General features: G+C 68.4%; 15 protein-coding genes. 9 read left to right on the forward strand and 6 right to left on the reverse strand.

Features of this window, described 5'->3' with window-relative positions; translation table 11 throughout:
- The first annotated feature begins 75 nt into the window (after nucleotides 1-75).
- Nucleotides 76-1,524, forward strand: coding sequence for a carboxylesterase/lipase family protein (locus EV192_RS23585; protein WP_243727021.1), 1,449 nt, complete (start codon nucleotides 76-78; stop codon nucleotides 1,522-1,524).
- Between the two features lie 15 nt (nucleotides 1,525-1,539).
- On the opposite strand, the gene EV192_RS23590 is transcribed toward EV192_RS23585, so the two are convergent.
- Complete coding sequence (locus EV192_RS23590; protein WP_132118888.1) at nucleotides 1,540-2,241, reverse strand: GntR family transcriptional regulator; 702 nt, start codon at nucleotides 2,239-2,241, stop codon at nucleotides 1,540-1,542.
- Nucleotides 2,242-2,416: 175 nt separating this feature from the next.
- Here EV192_RS23590 and EV192_RS23595 point away from each other — a divergent pair, with 175 nt between their 5' ends.
- Nucleotides 2,417-2,932 (forward strand): DinB family protein, encoded by a 516-nt coding sequence (locus EV192_RS23595; protein WP_207926201.1) that lies wholly within the window; start codon nucleotides 2,417-2,419, stop codon nucleotides 2,930-2,932.
- Nucleotides 2,933-2,947: 15 nt separating this feature from the next.
- On the opposite strand, the gene EV192_RS23600 is transcribed toward EV192_RS23595, so the two are convergent.
- Both EV192_RS23600 and EV192_RS23605 read right to left on the reverse strand, forming a co-directional pair.
- Nucleotides 2,948-3,283, reverse strand: a complete 336-nt coding sequence (locus tag EV192_RS23600; protein WP_132118890.1) for a hypothetical protein — start codon at nucleotides 3,281-3,283, stop codon at nucleotides 2,948-2,950.
- A gap of 91 nt (nucleotides 3,284-3,374) precedes the next feature.
- On the reverse strand, nucleotides 3,375-6,377 hold the full coding sequence (locus EV192_RS23605; RefSeq protein WP_132118892.1) for an AfsR/SARP family transcriptional regulator: 3,003 nt from the start codon (nucleotides 6,375-6,377) through the stop codon (nucleotides 3,375-3,377).
- A gap of 85 nt (nucleotides 6,378-6,462) precedes the next feature.
- Here EV192_RS23605 and EV192_RS23610 point away from each other — a divergent pair, with 85 nt between their 5' ends.
- The 6 genes from EV192_RS23610 to EV192_RS23635 all read left to right on the forward strand — a co-directional run bounded on the left by EV192_RS23610 (nucleotide 6,463) and on the right by EV192_RS23635 (nucleotide 11,261).
- The gene (locus EV192_RS23610; protein ID WP_132118894.1) at nucleotides 6,463-7,347 is read left to right on the forward strand and encodes an NAD(P)-dependent oxidoreductase; all 885 of its coding nucleotides are present in this window, start codon (nucleotides 6,463-6,465) and stop codon (nucleotides 7,345-7,347) included.
- Nucleotides 7,335-8,168 carry an NAD(P)-dependent oxidoreductase gene (locus EV192_RS23615; protein ID WP_132118896.1) on the forward strand — a complete coding sequence of 278 codons (834 nt, stop codon included), beginning with the start codon at nucleotides 7,335-7,337 and terminating at the stop codon, nucleotides 8,166-8,168. Before EV192_RS23610 ends, EV192_RS23615 begins: the two co-directional genes overlap by 13 nt.
- A 35-nt stretch (nucleotides 8,169-8,203) precedes the next feature.
- A complete protein-coding gene (locus EV192_RS23620) occupies nucleotides 8,204-9,241 on the forward strand; it encodes an aldo/keto reductase (protein ID WP_132119766.1) in 1,038 nt (345 codons plus the stop codon).
- Nucleotides 9,242-9,363: 122 nt separating this feature from the next.
- A complete protein-coding gene (locus EV192_RS23625) occupies nucleotides 9,364-9,837 on the forward strand; it encodes a carboxymuconolactone decarboxylase family protein (protein WP_132118898.1) in 474 nt (157 codons plus the stop codon).
- A gap of 39 nt (nucleotides 9,838-9,876) precedes the next feature.
- Complete coding sequence (locus EV192_RS23630) at nucleotides 9,877-10,776, forward strand: LysR family transcriptional regulator (RefSeq protein WP_132118900.1); 900 nt, start codon at nucleotides 9,877-9,879, stop codon at nucleotides 10,774-10,776.
- 44 nt (nucleotides 10,777-10,820) lie between these two features.
- Entirely contained in the window at nucleotides 10,821-11,261 is a 441-nt protein-coding gene (locus tag EV192_RS23635) for a group II truncated hemoglobin (RefSeq protein WP_132118902.1), read from the forward strand.
- 1 nt (nucleotide 11,262) lies between these two features.
- Here EV192_RS23635 and EV192_RS23640 read toward each other — a convergent pair whose 3' ends face one another.
- Both EV192_RS23640 and EV192_RS23645 read right to left on the reverse strand, forming a co-directional pair.
- Nucleotides 11,263-11,805: a YciI family protein gene (locus EV192_RS23640; RefSeq protein WP_132118904.1), complete on the reverse strand. Its 543-nt coding sequence runs from the start codon at nucleotides 11,803-11,805 to the stop codon at nucleotides 11,263-11,265.
- 10 nt (nucleotides 11,806-11,815) lie between these two features.
- Nucleotides 11,816-12,424 (reverse strand): class I SAM-dependent methyltransferase, encoded by a 609-nt coding sequence (locus tag EV192_RS23645; RefSeq protein ID WP_243727022.1) that lies wholly within the window; start codon nucleotides 12,422-12,424, stop codon nucleotides 11,816-11,818.
- Nucleotides 12,425-12,463: 39 nt separating this feature from the next.
- On the opposite strand from EV192_RS23645, the gene EV192_RS54860 reads away from it, so the two are divergent.
- Entirely contained in the window at nucleotides 12,464-12,883 is a 420-nt protein-coding gene (locus EV192_RS54860) for a MerR family transcriptional regulator (protein ID WP_207926202.1), read from the forward strand.
- Here the strand turns inward: EV192_RS54860 and EV192_RS55960 are convergent.
- A complete protein-coding gene (locus tag EV192_RS55960) occupies nucleotides 12,867-14,216 on the reverse strand; it encodes a DUF2786 domain-containing protein (protein ID WP_132118910.1) in 1,350 nt (449 codons plus the stop codon). The genes EV192_RS54860 and EV192_RS55960 overlap by 17 nt on opposite strands.
- Nucleotides 14,217-14,816 lie beyond the last annotated feature (600 nt).

Below are 14,816 nucleotides of genomic sequence, written 5' to 3' on the forward strand. Positions count from 1 at the left end.
CACCTCCTTGACATCAAGTGTCAAGTACTTGACGGAAGGTGTCAAGTGAGCCGAATCTGCCTATAGTTGGGTCGCGTGGCGGTGGTGACGATCGGGCAGGGTCGGCTCGGCGGGCTTCAGTTGGACGATCACGTGGTGTGGCGGGGGATTCCGTACGCCCAGCCGCCCGTCGGTGAGCTGCGCTGGCGGGCGCCGCGGCCGGCACCGGAATGGCAGGGCACCTGGCGGGCCACGGCGTTCGGACCGCAGTCCTTGCAGCCGGAGGAGATCGGGATCGCGCCGGCGCCCTCCAGTGAGGACTGCCTGTACCTGAACGTCTGCGCACCGGCCGGGCCGGTGCCGCCGGGCGGCTGGCCGGTGCTGTTCTGGGTGCACGGCGGCGGATACCGGACCGGCAGCGGCAACCAGCTCAGCGAGGGTGCGGCGTTCGCACGGGCCGGGATCGTGGTGGTGACCATCAACTACCGGCTCGGCGCGTTGGGCGTCGCCCATCTCGGCGGGATCTTCGGCCCGGCTGAGCAGGACGCCGGGGTCGGCGGCCTGCTGGACCAGATCGCCGCGTTGCGGTGGGTCCGGCAGAACATCGGGGCGTTCGGCGGGGACCCGGCGCGGATCACGGTCTACGGCGTGTCCGCCGGCGGCAAGAGCGTGGGCAACCTGATGGCGAGCCCGTTGAGCCGCAACACTTTCCACCAGGCCATCATCAGCAGCGGCGGGGACTACCTGGCCAGCCCCGAACAGGGCACGGCGGTCGCCCGGCGACTGCTGGCGGAACTGGACCTGCGTGACATGCGGTCGCTGCGAGCGGTTCCCGGCGAGGAGATTCTCGCGGCACAGGAACGGATCCTGACCGGACTGAGCGCTGTCTGGCTCTGGCGGCCCACGCCGACCCCGCGGGTGCTCCCTGACCGGCCGACCACGCTGATTCATGACGGTGTGGCGGCGGGGACACGGCTGATGATCGGCACCAACGGCAACGAGGCCGCCCTGTTCGCCGCGTTCCTCGGCGAGGAGGCGACCGCCCCGGCGACCGACGTGCTCACCGAGATCTTCGGCGATACCAGGATTCTGGACACCTACGCGCGAACGTGGGGCGAGGACAACGCGGCGGTCGCGGCGATGGGAGACGAGCGGTTCGGCATCCCGTCACAGCGACTGGCGGACGCGCAAGCCCGGCACGCGCCCGTGTACCGGTACCGGATCGACATCGCGCAGCCCGGCATGCCACATTTTCTGGACGGCGCGCACGGGATGGAACTCGCGATGGTGTGGCGGGTTCCGCCGCAGCTGGCTGGAGCGGCGCCGGAACCAGCCCGGGAACGGGCCGCCGAGTTGGTCCACCAGGCGTGGGTGGACTTCGTCAGAACCGGTGTGCCGTCGCCGGACTGGCCGCGGTACTCCGCGGACCGGCCGGTGTTCGTCTTCGACGAGGACAGCCATGTGGAGATGGATCCGCGCCGGGCGGACCGGCTCGCCTGGGGTGACGTGTCCTGGCAGCCGGGGACATGGTTTCCGGTCACCTGAACGTTTACCAATTGGTCAATAAGAGTGGTCGAACGTGAGGTGCGTGGTGATCCGGTAGCGGTCGCCGCGGTAGATCGAGCGGCTGTACTCGATGACACGGTCCGCCGTGTCCGTGGTGGTCCGTTCGAACAGCAGCGCCGGCGCGTGCAGCGGGACACCGAGCAGGTCGGACTCGGCCGGGTCGGTCACGGTGGGCTCGGTGGTCTGCATCGCCTTGCTGGCGATCACCTCGTAACGCATCCGCAGCAGCTGGTAGAGCGAGCCGGTCTCGAAGTCCGCCGGGGCCACGTCCGGCACGAGCTCGGCCGGCAGCACCAGGCGTTCCACCGCCATCGGATGTCCCTCCACCACCCGCACCCTGGTGACGTGCACCAGTTCCGTGCCGGGGGAGACGCGCATGCGCCGGCCGAGGCGGGCACCCGCGACCTCGGTGGCGAACCGGACCACCCGGTTGATCCCGGTGCCGTCCGGCCCGGTGAACCCGCCGGTCGCGGTCGGCGCCAACTCGTGCACGACATCGCGGGCGCCGGTGAACGTGCCGCGGCCGTGCTCCCGGACCAGCAGGCCGTCCTTGGCCAGGTCGCTCATTGCCGCGCGCAGCGTCGGCCGGGACACACCCAGTTCCTCGCTGAGGTTCCGCTCGGACGGCAACACGTCGCCCGGTTGCCGCGACCTGATCATCGTCCGCAGCCGTTCGCGCACCTCAGCCCGCTTCACCCAGCCAGCCTAGCACCAATAACTGACCAGTTTTCTGCCCCTCCAACAGGGAGATCGGCCCCGAGAGTTTACCTCCAGAGAACCCGTGTGGCGGCGGCAGGCTTACCAGTTGGCCGGTTCGACGGACCAACCGCGCAGTGGCAGGACCTCACCGCCTGCTGACACCATTACGCCGGTGGAACCAGTGTCCGAACCAGAGTTGACCCTGCATGACCCGGCCGACCTGCTGGCCGGGTACCTCGACTACTACCGCGACGGAGTGGTGCGCAAGTTCTCCGGCCTGTCCGACCAGGACGCCCGGCGCAGCTTCGTGCCGTCCGGATGGACACCGCTCGGACTGCTGAAACACTTGGCGTACATGGAACGCCGGTGGATGCGGTGGGGTTTCGCCGGCGAGCGGGTGACCGAACCGTGGGGCGACCAGAAGCTCAAGGACGGCGAATGGTACGTCGAACCCGGTGAGACCGTGGACGACGTGATGGCGTTTTTTCGAGAGCAGTGCTCTCGATCGCGGGCGATCGCCGCGTCCGCCAAACTCGACGACCACGCGGCCGTCGGTGGCCGGTTCAAGTCCGCCGCGGAGACACCCACGCTGGCGTGGGTGCTTTTCCATGTCCTCCAGGAGTACGCCCGGCACCTCGGCCACCTGGACATAGTCCGGGAACTGGCCGACGGCGTCATCGGCGAGTGAGAACACCCCAGTACTTCAGGGGTCCAGGATGGTCCGCGCGAGAGTCGACAGGGAGGACTGGATCTGTGACGGCATCTCACCTTTGCGGATCAGGCTCTGGCTGCGCCACAGGATTTCGGCCATCAGGAACGCGGTGTCCGGGGCGACCGTCGTGAGGTAGTGCGCGGTGCTGGGCGCCCACGTTCCCAGCAGCACGGCGATGTCCATGCCTTCGCGGCCCGTCAGCCGGACAGTGCCGGCGTCCTCGACGACCCGCCACACGCCCGGTGCGGCGTTGCGACTCAGTTCCCGCAACCGCTCGGATGCCTTCCTGACGTCGGTCGCGGCCCGCCCACGCTCATATTCGAACACGTGTGCGATCTTTCGTCGCGGGATGGTCGACTCGCAAGTCGCCGTAACCCGAACGGGGGAGTATCGGCTGGTCAGCGGGTGTGTCGCGGTGTCAACGCCGGTGCGCCTCGATGGTCGCGGTGATCCGGTCGACGTCGCCGCGCTGGGCCTGGGGGAGCGGCCGGCCCACCGACTCCCTGATCCGGGCGGCCTCGTCCAGCAGTCCCGCCGCGTCCACAGTGGACCCTTCCAGGGCGGCGACCCCGGCGAGGCCCTCCAACGCGAGGGCGACGGCGCGTGGCCCGCCGCTCTCCTTGGCGATCTTGAGCCCCTCGGTCTGCCAGCGCCTGGCTTCGGCGGCGTCCCCGCGCAACTCGGCCACGAATCCCAGCTCGGCCAGGATCAGCGAACTCCCGGCTTCGAAGCCGCCCTGCCGGTGCCACTCGAGCACGTGCAGCAGGTGCTTCTCGGCGACGTCAAGCCTGCCCTCGCGGCGCGCGCCCATCGCCAACCCGGTCTCCGCGTACATCTCAGCCGGCTTGAACCCCTGCTCGGCGCCCAGCCGCATGGCTCGAGAGTGCAACTCCCACGCCCGTGGGTAGTCGGCCATGCTCATGGCGACCCGCCCCAGCCACGACAGCTGGTACGAGACCTCGGTCCACAGCCCCAGCTCCTCGGCCATCCGTAAACCGTTGCGGTGTAACCGTTCGGCTTCGGCATGATCCCCGCGTGCCTGCGCGAGCATGCCCAACGTGAACGAGGACTGTAGTTGTCCCCATCGCTCGCCCAATTCCTCGAACAGTTTCGCCGACACCACGGCATCCCGTTCCGCGGCAACGAAATCACCCATGCCGGTCCACTGCGTCACGCGGTCGTCCAGCGCCGCGGCGATCCCCCACTGATCACCTTGGGCCTCGAACAAAGCCAGCGCCTGGTCGGTCAGCCGCGTGCTGCCCGGGTCACCCATGGTCGCCGTGACATAGCCGAGAAACCAGAGAGCTCTGGCCCGCTGGGCCGGGTCTTCGATGTCGTCGGCCGCGGCGAACCCAGCCATGTCGGCCGCCTCCCCGGCGAGCACACCGAGCCCGGCCAACCACGCCGTCGCGTATGCCCGTGGCCCATCACCGGGAATCGCCAGCGCCTGCCGAAGCGACCGACGGGCCTCCCCCAGCCGCCCACGAAGAAACCAGTACCACACCAAGGCATTGACCAGACGCAATGCCAACACCGAGTCATCGTGCAGGGTCTCCAACGCCCGCCGCAGATTCCCACTCTCGGCATCCAGCCGCTCCAACCACCCCCGTTGAGAAGACGTGCGCAGCAACGGATCCGCCCGCTCGGCAAGCTCCACATAGTAGCCGGCATGCCGCCGTCGCATCTCGGCCAACTCACCGGCATCCGCGAGCCGCTCGACACAGTACGCGGCAACAGACTCAAGCAACCGATACCGCGGCCCGGAACTGACCAACGACCGATCCACCAGGCCGGCAAGCAACCCGAGCACATCCTCCGGCCGTACATCGGCTGCCGCGCACAGTGTTTCGGCCGCGTCGAGTTCGCAGCCGTCTCGGTGGACGGCCAACCGGCGCAGGACGACCTGTGCGGGCGGGGTGAGCAGGTCCCAGCTCCAGTCGATCATCGCCCGCAGGGTCCGTTGGCGGGCAGGGGCGTCTCGGCTTCCGTTGTCCAGCAGGCGGAACCGGTCCGACAGGCGGTTCAGGAGCTGGTCGACGCCGAGCGCGCGGACACGGGTCGCGGCCAGTTCCAGGGCCAGTGGGATGCCGTCGAGCCGCCGGCAGATCGCGGCCACCGCTGCTGCTTTGTCCGGCGTGTAGACGAATCCGGCGTCCGACGCCCGCGCCACGAACAGGCGCGCGGCGCTGTATGCCAGGACGTCCGATGTCGACTGCTCGGGCACCTCCAGCGCGGGCACGTTCCACAGCACCTCACCGGCCAGGCCGAGCGGCTCCTGGCTGGTCGCCAGCACCCGCAGTCCCGGAGCCGCCTTGAGCAGGGTCGACGCCAGCCGCGCGACCGACGACACCACTCGTTCGCAGTTGTCGAGAACGAGCAGGATCTCCCGGTCCCGCAACGCGTCCAGCAGGTCGTCGTCACGCACGCCGAGGGCGGCCGCGGTCGCCTCGCGGACGCCGTCGTCGCCGATGTGGTCGTGGCCGGTGAACTCGACCAGCCAGGCGTTGCCGACCTGGCGGGCGACCTCGATGGCCAGCCGCGTCTTGCCGACCCCGCCCGGTCCGGTCAACGTGACCAGCCGGGTCTCCGCCACGAGCTTGCGAACCGACCGGATCGCCGCGTCCCGGCCGACCAGTTCGGTCAACGGCGCCGGCAGGTTGGTCTGTGGCGTTGTGGTCCGCGGCACCGTGCCCGGCAGGCTCTGGGTGAGGATCGCCTGCTGTATCGACGCGGTCTCCGGGCCGGGTTCCAGCCCCAACTCGTCGGCCAGCCGGGAACGCAGCTCCGCGAAGCTCGCCAGCGCCTCACTTTGCCGCCCCGCCAGGTAAAGCGCCCGCATCTGCAGCCCGCGCAGCCGCTCCCGTAACGGATACTCGGCCACCAGTTCGCCCAGCTCGCCCACCAACTCGCCGTGCTCACCGAGGTCGAGCCGCGCCGACGCCCACTCCTCCCACGCGACCAGTCTTTCCTCCGTGAGCCGCTGCACGAACGGCACGACGAACGGAAAGTCGGCGAACTCCGCCAGCACCGGACCCCGCCACAGTCCCAACGCCTCGGCGAGCAACGCGACCCGCCCGCCCGGATCCTCCTTCGCCCGCGCCACCAGATCCCGGAACCGCGCCACATCGACATCGACCCGCATCACGTACCCAGGAGCGTGATAGGCCACCAGGTCCCGCCCGCCCGGCTCGGCCTTCTCCAGGACCCGGCGCAGCTGCGAGATCTTCGTCTGCAGGGTGTTGGTCGGGTTGCCCGGCTGCCGGTCGCCCCACAGGTCGTCGGCCAGCCGGTCCGCCGCCACCGGCCGGCCCGCCGCGACCAGCAGGGCGGCGAGCAGCATGCGGACCTTCACCTCAGGGACGCGTACCTCGCGCCCCTCAGTGGTCCACACGGCCAACGGCCCCAACACTCCGAATCGCACATTCGCGACAGTAACCCCGGGCACTGACATTTTCGCGTGCGGAGACCCCCAGCGAACCGTGCGTGGCTGACGACAGCCTGGTCACATGGAAGAAAACAAACCAGCGGTGACTGTGCTGGGCCTGGGCGCGATGGGGCGGGCGTTGGCGTCCGCACTGCTCGCCGCGGGCCATCCGACGACGGTGTGGAACAGGTCACCCGGCAAGGGCGTCGAGCTGGTGGACGCGGGCGCGGTGGAGGTCGGTACCGCGGCCGAAGCCGTCCAGGCGAGCCGGCTGGTGATCGTGTGCCTGCTCGACCACCAGTCCGTTGTGGACGTGCTGGCCACCACCTCGCTGTCCGGTCGGATCGTGGTCGATCTCACGACCGGCACCCCGGCACAGGGCCGTGCCTTGGCGGAGTGGGTGACTGGCCGGGACGCGGACTTCCTGGACGGCGGGATCATGGCGATCCCGCCGATGATCGGGGAGCCGGGTGCGTTCGTCCTGTACAGCGGATCCCGTGCGGCCTTCGACACGTACGAGTCGGTGCTGGGCGCGTTCGGGGGAAGTCGTTACGTCGGTGCGAATCCTGGCTTCGCCTCGCTGTACGACATCGCGTTGCTCAGCGGGATGTACGGCATGTTCGCGGGGATCGGGCAGGCGTTCGCGTTGATCGCCAGCGAAGGGTTGTCGGCGGCTGAGTTCGCGCCGATGCTCACGCGCTGGCTGGTCGCGATGACAGGAATGATCGCGACCACAGGGGCGTCGGTCGACAAGGGCGTCCACAACGTTGGCGTGACGTCGAATCTCGCCATGCAGTCGGCGGGCTTCTCGAATCTCATCGACACCGCGGTGGACCAGGGCGTCAGCCCGGAACTGTTGGCGCCGCTGGGAGATGTGCTGGCAGAGCGGGTCGCGGACGGGCACGGCGACGACAGTGTCGGCGGAATCATCGAAGTACTCAGGAAAGGTGGACGATGGTCACGGTGATCGGCCTTGGCCCCATGGGCCAGGCAATGGTTCGCAAGTTCGTGGCGGCCGGGTATCCGACGACGGTGTGGAACCGGACCGCCGGCAGGGCGGACGGGCTCGGCGCGGCGGTGGCGCCCAGTGTCGCCGACGCGTTGGCGGCCAACCGGTTGGTCGTCTTGAGCCTGACCGACTACCAGGCCATGTACGACGTCCTCGGCGGCGCGGAACTCGACGGGAAGGTGATCGTCAACCTCAGCTCGGACACCCCGGCCAGGACCAGGGCGGCCGCGAAGTGGTTGGCGGACAGGGGAGCGGAGCTGATCGCCGGTGGTGTGATGGTTCCGGCCCCGCTCGTGGGCACCGAGCACGCGTACATCTTCTACAGCGGCCGTGCGGATGTATACGCTGTACACAGCGAACTGCTCGGCCACCTCGGCAAGGCGCATTATCTCGGCGCGGACCACGCGTTGGCGCAGCTTTACTATCAGGCGCAGCTCGACATTTTCCTCACGTCGTTGTCGTCATATCTGCACGCTTCGGCGCTGCTCAAGGCGGCCGGGGTGTCGGCCGCGGACTTCGCGTCCTTCGCCGTGGACAACTTCAACTCGTTGTCGATGTACGTGGCCGACGCGGCCAGGAACATCGACTCCGGCGAACACCCCGGTGACCTGGCGAACGTGACCATGATGGGCGCGACCGCCGACCATATCGTCGGCGCCAGCCGGGAGCTCGGCGTGGACCCCCGGCTGCCCGAGGCCGTGCAGGCCCAGTACGAGCGGGCGGTCAAGGACGGGCACGGGAAGTCCAGCTGGACGAGCCTGATCGAAGGGTTGACCTAGAGTGCGGTCCAGCTCCTAGGCTGCTCGGTATGACCATGCGTTACCGCGTTCTCGGCGGCACCGGAATCGAAGTCAGCGTGCACTGCCTTGGCACCATGATGTTCGGGCAGATCGGCAATCCCGACCACGACGACTGCGTCCGGATCATCCACGCCGCACTCGACCAGGGAATCAATTTCGTCGACACCGCGGACATGTATTCCGCCGGCGAATCGGAGACCATTGTCGGGAAAGCGCTGAAGGACCGGCGGGACGACGTCGTACTGGCCACCAAGGTGCATTTCCAGATGGGCGAGGGCCCCAACCGGGGCGGGAACTCGCGACGCTGGATCGTCCAGGAGGTCGAGGCGAGCCTGAAGCGGCTGCAGACGGACTGGATCGACCTGTACCAGATCCACCGGCCGGACTACACGACCGACGTCGAGGAGACCCTGTCCACCCTGACGGACCTGGTGCACCAGGGGAAGATCCGCGCGTTCGGCTGCTCGACGTTCCCGGCGGACGAGATCGTCAACGCCTACCACGTGGCCGAACGCCGGGGCCTGATGCGGTTCCGCACCGAGCAGCCGCCGTACTCGATGCTGGCGCGGGAGATCGAGCGGGACGTTCTCCCCGCCTGCCGGCGGTACGGCATGGGTGTCCTGGTCTGGGGCCCGCTCGCCTCGGGGTTCCTGACCGGCCGGTACCGCAAGGACCAGCAGGCCGACCTGTCCACCGGCCGCCCCAGCATCACCCCGCACCGCTTCGACCCGAGCCTGCCGGAGAACGCCGCCAAGCTGGACGCCGTGGAGAAACTCATCGACGTGGCGACCAGTGTCGGCTGCACGCTGCCGGAGCTGGCCATGGCGTTCACGGTCACCCACCCGGCGGTGACGTCGGCGATCATCGGGCCGCGGACCATGGAACACCTCGACTCGATCCTCAAGAGCGCCACGTTGACCCTGGACGACGCGACACTCGACCGGATCGACGAGATCGTGCCGCCGGGGACGACCATGTACGACGTCGGCGGTCTCCGAGACGCCTCCGTTCTCACCAAACACGCCCTCCGTCGCCCGGTCGACGATCGCTGACTTTGTCCCCGTCACCGGCGCCCCCGTTGCCGCCGGTGACGGTCGTCACAGACTGTCACACGCCGAACCACCGCGTCGTCCTGTGTGCGTACGGACGCGAACCCGGATGTGAGGACAGAGCAATGGAACTCCGAGTCAACCTGTTCACCAACGAGACCGCCGGCAAGATCGTCAAGCGGATGTCCGCCATCAGCCAGGTCCTGCAACAGTCGGCACTGCCGCAGTCGACCCAGCTCCTGGTCGAGATCCGGGCCAGTCAGATCAACGGGTGCGGATTCTGCACCGACATGCACACCAAGGACGCGGCCGAGGCGGGTGAGACCTCGGTGCGACTGAACCTGGTCGCGTCCTGGCGGGACGCCACCGTGTTCACTGACGCCGAACGGGCCGCGTTGGCGTTGGCCGAGGAGGGCACCCGGCTGGCCGACGCGCACGGCGGCGTCAGCGACGACACCTGGGCGGAGGTGCGCAAGCACTACGACGAGGAGCAGATCGGCGCACTGGTCTCAGTGGTCGCCCTGATCAACGCGTTCAACCGGCTGAACGTGATCGCCCGTACCCCGGCGGGCGACTACCAGCCAGGGATGTTCGGCTGACGATCACGAAGCCCCGTCCTGCACTCGTACACTCGGAGCGTGGAGCTCGCTGACGTCGAGGCGTTCCTCGTCCTTGCCGAGGAGCTGCATTTCGGCCGGGCCGCGGAGCGCACCCACGTCTCCGCCGCCCGGGTCAGCCAACGGATCAAGGCCCTTGAACGACAAGTGGGCGGGACGCTGTTCGAGCGGACGAGCCGTCGGGTCCGGCTCACCCCATTGGGCGCTCGGATGCGTGCGGAGTTGCGTCCCGCCTACGCGGCGTTGACGGACGCTCTGGCCGGAGCCAGGAGCGCCGCGCGTGATGTCGCGGGCTTTCTGCGTGTCGGCGCGACGACGACCACCTGCGGTCCTGAACTGGACCGGCTGGTTGTGGCGTTCGAGCGCGACCACCCTGACTGTCGCGTCGAGGTCCGGGAGCTGCCTTTGCTCGATCCGCTGTCGGCCTTGCGCGACGGCGATGTCGATGTGCTGGTGAACTGGTTGGTGTTGGGGGATCACGACCTCACGATGGGGCCGGTGATCGCACGCCAGCCGCGGGTGGTGGCGGTGGCCGCGGATCATCCGCTGGCCGCTCGGGACGAGGTGTCCGCCGAGATGCTCGGTGACCACCTGGTCGTCAACTGTGACGCGCTGGGGCCGTTCCTGGCCGCGATCCGACGGGTGATCGTTCCCGAGGTGACGCCGTCCGGCCGGCCGGTCCGGGTGCACCCGACTCCGCTGCGGACGATGACCGAGGGACTGAGCCTGGTGGCCAGGGGACAGGCGATCCATCCGACGGTGGCGTCGCTGGAGCGTCAGACGAACCGGCACGACATCGTGTTCCGGCCGATCGTCGACCTGCCGCCGCTGCCGCTCGGGCTGATCTGGGCCGCCGCTCACGAGAACGCGCGCATCCGCGCTTTCGCCGCCACCGTCAAGGAATCCTTCACGGTCGTTTAGCACTACGGCATTGATGCCTGGCGCGGCTCAGCGATCATTTAGTCATGGAAACGATGTCCGAGCACGCCGGCGGCGAGCCGGCCCTACGTCAGTTCGTGGCGACCTTCTACGCCAGCGTGTTGGCGGATCCGGTGCTGGGGCCGGTGTTCGGCGCGGGCAAGCCGGAGCACGTGGATCACCTGACCGCGTTCGACAACGAGGCGTTCGGCGGGGACGACCGGTACACTCGGGAACTGGGCGGTTTCCAGACGATCATCGATGTGCACCGAGGTCTGCGGATCACGGAGGAGCAGCGCCAACGGTTCGTGCAGCTGTACATGGCCGCGGCGGACACCGCTGGGCTCCCTGCCGACGCGGCGTTCCGCGAGGCGCTGCGCTCCCATGTGGAGTTCGGTACCAACGTCGCTGTGCAGAACTCTCACGCGCGCAGCGACGACGAACTACACCCTTTGCGCGAGGTGCCGCGGTGGAAATGGAACGGGTGATTCACCGCCGTCCGCCGAACTCCCAGTTGTGGACCTCGATGTCCGCGTACCGGTCGCGGCTCAGGATGGCGCGCGCCGTCTCCGGGTCCGGCGCTCGGACCAATGCCGCCGTACCCAGCCAGTTGGCGCCGTTGTCGGACAGCAGCGGCCCGTACGCGATCAGTTCGTCCAGATCGGGCCCGGCCTCGGCGCCCTGTCCGGAGCCGAGGCCGAGCACCAGGTACCGGTTGCCCTCGGTCGGGCCGCCGGGGAAGTCCCACATCGTGCGCCCCAACGTGTTGCGCCACCGGCGCAGCAGCACGTCCCGGTACACGCCGGCCTGGTAGTTGGGCTCGTCGAAGGCGAACGCGCGGGCTGCGGCGGGATCCGGCAGGTCGACGATGTGCAAGCTCCCGGTCGGCGTTTCGCCGTCGTCGGCGAAGGTCGGGCCACGGGCGATCATCTCCGCGGCGTACTGGTCCATGTAGGACCAATGCTCCGCCAGCAACTCCTCGCGCAACGGTACGGAGCCGGGCCGATCACGGTGGTAGCACAGGAACTCCATGCCCACAGTCTTACCAGTCGTTGACCGCCAGGACACATGCGACCGGCGGGTCCAGGTCGAGGATCTCGGTCCTGATCTGGGTGAAACCCGCCTGGGTGAGCATGTCGCGAAGCCCTTGAGCGGCCCCGTCCGTGGTGGTGCCGGGGATCCTTGGCTGGCTGGCCAGCGCGATGCGTCCGCCGGGACGAAGCAGGTGCCGCAGACCGCGCAGCCGCTCCACCGGATCAGGCCAGAACCCCAAGGAATTGACGGAAAGAATGGCGTCGAGCGGATCGTCGAAGCGCGGCAGCTGATCCACGGAGCCATGACTTAGGTGCACCCGGCGGGCGCGGATGGCGGCGGCGTTGCGCACGCTGGCCTGGCGGACCATGACCGCGGAGTGGTCGACGCCGAACGCCTGTCCCGCAGTGACCCGGTCGGCGATCTCGGCGATCGCGACGCCGGGCCCGAAACCGATCTCAAGGACCCGATCCGTGGGGCGCAAGTCCAGCAGCGACACCACCCAAACGTTGCGTCGCAGGTTGGACCGGCGATGACCCATGACCCACCCCGCCATGCGTCCGACTACGCCCCGGGGATTCCCAAACTGGCGTATCAGGCTCTGCTTGATCGCGTTCACGGTCGCCAGCCAACGGCTTCAAGTACCCTTGAAGTCAAGATGGCGGACGAACAGTTGACGATCGGTGAGGTGGCGAACCGCACCGGCGTGGCCACCTCGGCCCTGCGCTACTGGGAGGAGATCGGCCTCCTCCCAGCGCCGGTCCGTGTCTCGGGCCAGCGCCGCTATCCACCGTCCACGGTGAACCTGGTCGGCGAGATCCTGGTCCTGAGCGACATCGGCTACACGCTGCGCGAGCTGAAAGCGGTCATGGCGTCCCGGTACTCGGCCGACCGCGGCTGGCGCGACCTGGCCCAACGCAAACTCACCGAGTTGGACCGCCAGATCGCCCACGCCCAAGCGGCCCGCGCCGCGATCGCCCACGCCCTGGACTGCCCGCACGGGAACCTCCGCGACTGCCCCAGCTTCGGCAACGTGGTCGCGGCCCGCCTGGCCGGATCGACTACGAACCGCTCGTGACCGTTTGGCGTTCGATGGCCAGGTCGGCGCGGTCGGCGGCGGCCCGGCCAGCCTGCCAGCCGGCACCGTTGGTGACCGATGTCGTCCGCTCCACGGTCCGGCTGAACATCGTCTGGAACGTCTCGTCGACCAGCCGGGAGCGATTCGCCAGCACCGGCAGCAGTCGCGCGTCCTCAGCCGGGTCGTGTGCGCGTGCACTCGCCTTTTCGAGCCGCTCGCCGACACGGACGGCGTAGGCGATGAGAAAGGACCGTCGGAAGGACCGGGTCCGCGACGTTCCGCTTCGGGTGGTGTGACTGCCTTCGGCGATCATCGCCCGGGTGGCCTGCACCAGCAGGGACGTGGCCAGCAGTTCGGTGATCTCCAGGTCCATCTCCTCGCCGACGAGTGCGACGAATCCGATCTTGGCGTAGAAGACCGACCTGCACCGGTTCGCACTGGCGATCGCGGCAACCAGGTTGGCCTTGGCCTCCACATACGGGTTGTCCAACCACAACCGGATCGAAGCCGCCTCCGGCAACCGCTCACTGTCGGCGTCAACCAAAGCACGCTCGAAGGCGTACCGGTTCATCAACTCCTGCGCCTTGGCCGACAACGCCTCGGCCTCCGCACCGAACTGCGTGGACTCCGCCTTGGCCAGCAACCCCCGCACCCGAGCGAGAATCTTCTGGTCGACCCCGGAAACCGACGCGGTCGAACGACGAGTGGCAGTCCCCGGCGGCGGAACGATCCGAGGCAGTTCCGGCGACATCATCAGCGCCGCCAGCAACGCGATCGTCGTCAGCAGCGCCTGTTCGAAACCGACTCCCTCGCGCTCAGCCCATTGCGGCAGGTACGGACGATCACGTTCCCACCACACATCCGCACCCAACCACCGAACCTGCGCCAGCCAACGATCATCCACTGTAGACAAAGCATACCGGGCGATGTCCTCGGCGATCATGTCCACCACAATGCCAGCGGCGGCAGAATCCACAGTGCGCCTGATACCCTCCCAAACATCGACCGGCAACCACCCCATCTTCCACAGCCGACTAAACATTGTGGACAGTGCGATACCCGCCCCAGTCCCCACAACGCGTCGCTCGTGTGCCGTCAACTCCGCCGCACACGCCGCCGCGGCCCTGGTGTCCCCCATGGCATGGGCCCGCGCCGCCTCCAGCAACGCGTTTCCCACCAGTTCGGCCGGCTGTCCCGCTGGTGGGACCCGGAAATCATCCTCGTCGCAGGTACAGTCAGGCCCGTGCGGGCCACTGGGAACGCCATGATCGTCACCCGGATGCCGCCGCTTGCGTTTCTTCGCAGCCCGCTTCTCCTGATTCCGTTTTCCCATCGGGCTCTCCACGTGCTGTTGGATGGACGTGGCGGACGGAGACGCCACACGGGACACCTCTGCCAAGGATACGGCGCGGTCCGCGGTCACCGGGAAGGCCCCTGGTGCGACGCCGGACTGCACTGACAATGCTCACGCTGACCTCGCGCCGGTCGCAGATGTTGGTGTCCTCGCCGAGAAGTGGTTACTGGGCGTGGAAACTGACCAGGCGAGCTGATCGAACCGGATGCCTTGCCGGAGGGGCACCGAGTGGTTCGACTTCCCCACAGGCACTGAAGGAAGGGACATGAACGTCGCCATCCCGTCGCCTGATGTGGACGGGCCCCAGGTACGACTGATCGAGCACCAGCGCCGGCCAACCTGAACCGGGACGCGTACATTTCGGTGAGGGCCAGGCGGTTCTCTTCCCAGGGACGCTGTTCGTCCTGGTCGTCGACTGCGTCGTCACGCAGCAGTGCGTCGATCTTCGCAGGCGTGCCTGCCGTCCGCCAGCGTTGACCGCGCGAGCGGCGGAGGTCAAGGTCCGGCTCGTCGTCGACGTCGTCCGGGCCTTTGAGCGCCGCGGTCCATCCGTACGGATGGACCTGGTGAAAACCGTGG

The sequence above is a fragment of the Actinocrispum wychmicini genome, assembly GCF_004345645.1.
In the GTDB taxonomy this organism is placed as follows: Bacteria; Actinomycetota; Actinomycetes; order Mycobacteriales; family Pseudonocardiaceae; genus Kibdelosporangium; species Kibdelosporangium wychmicini.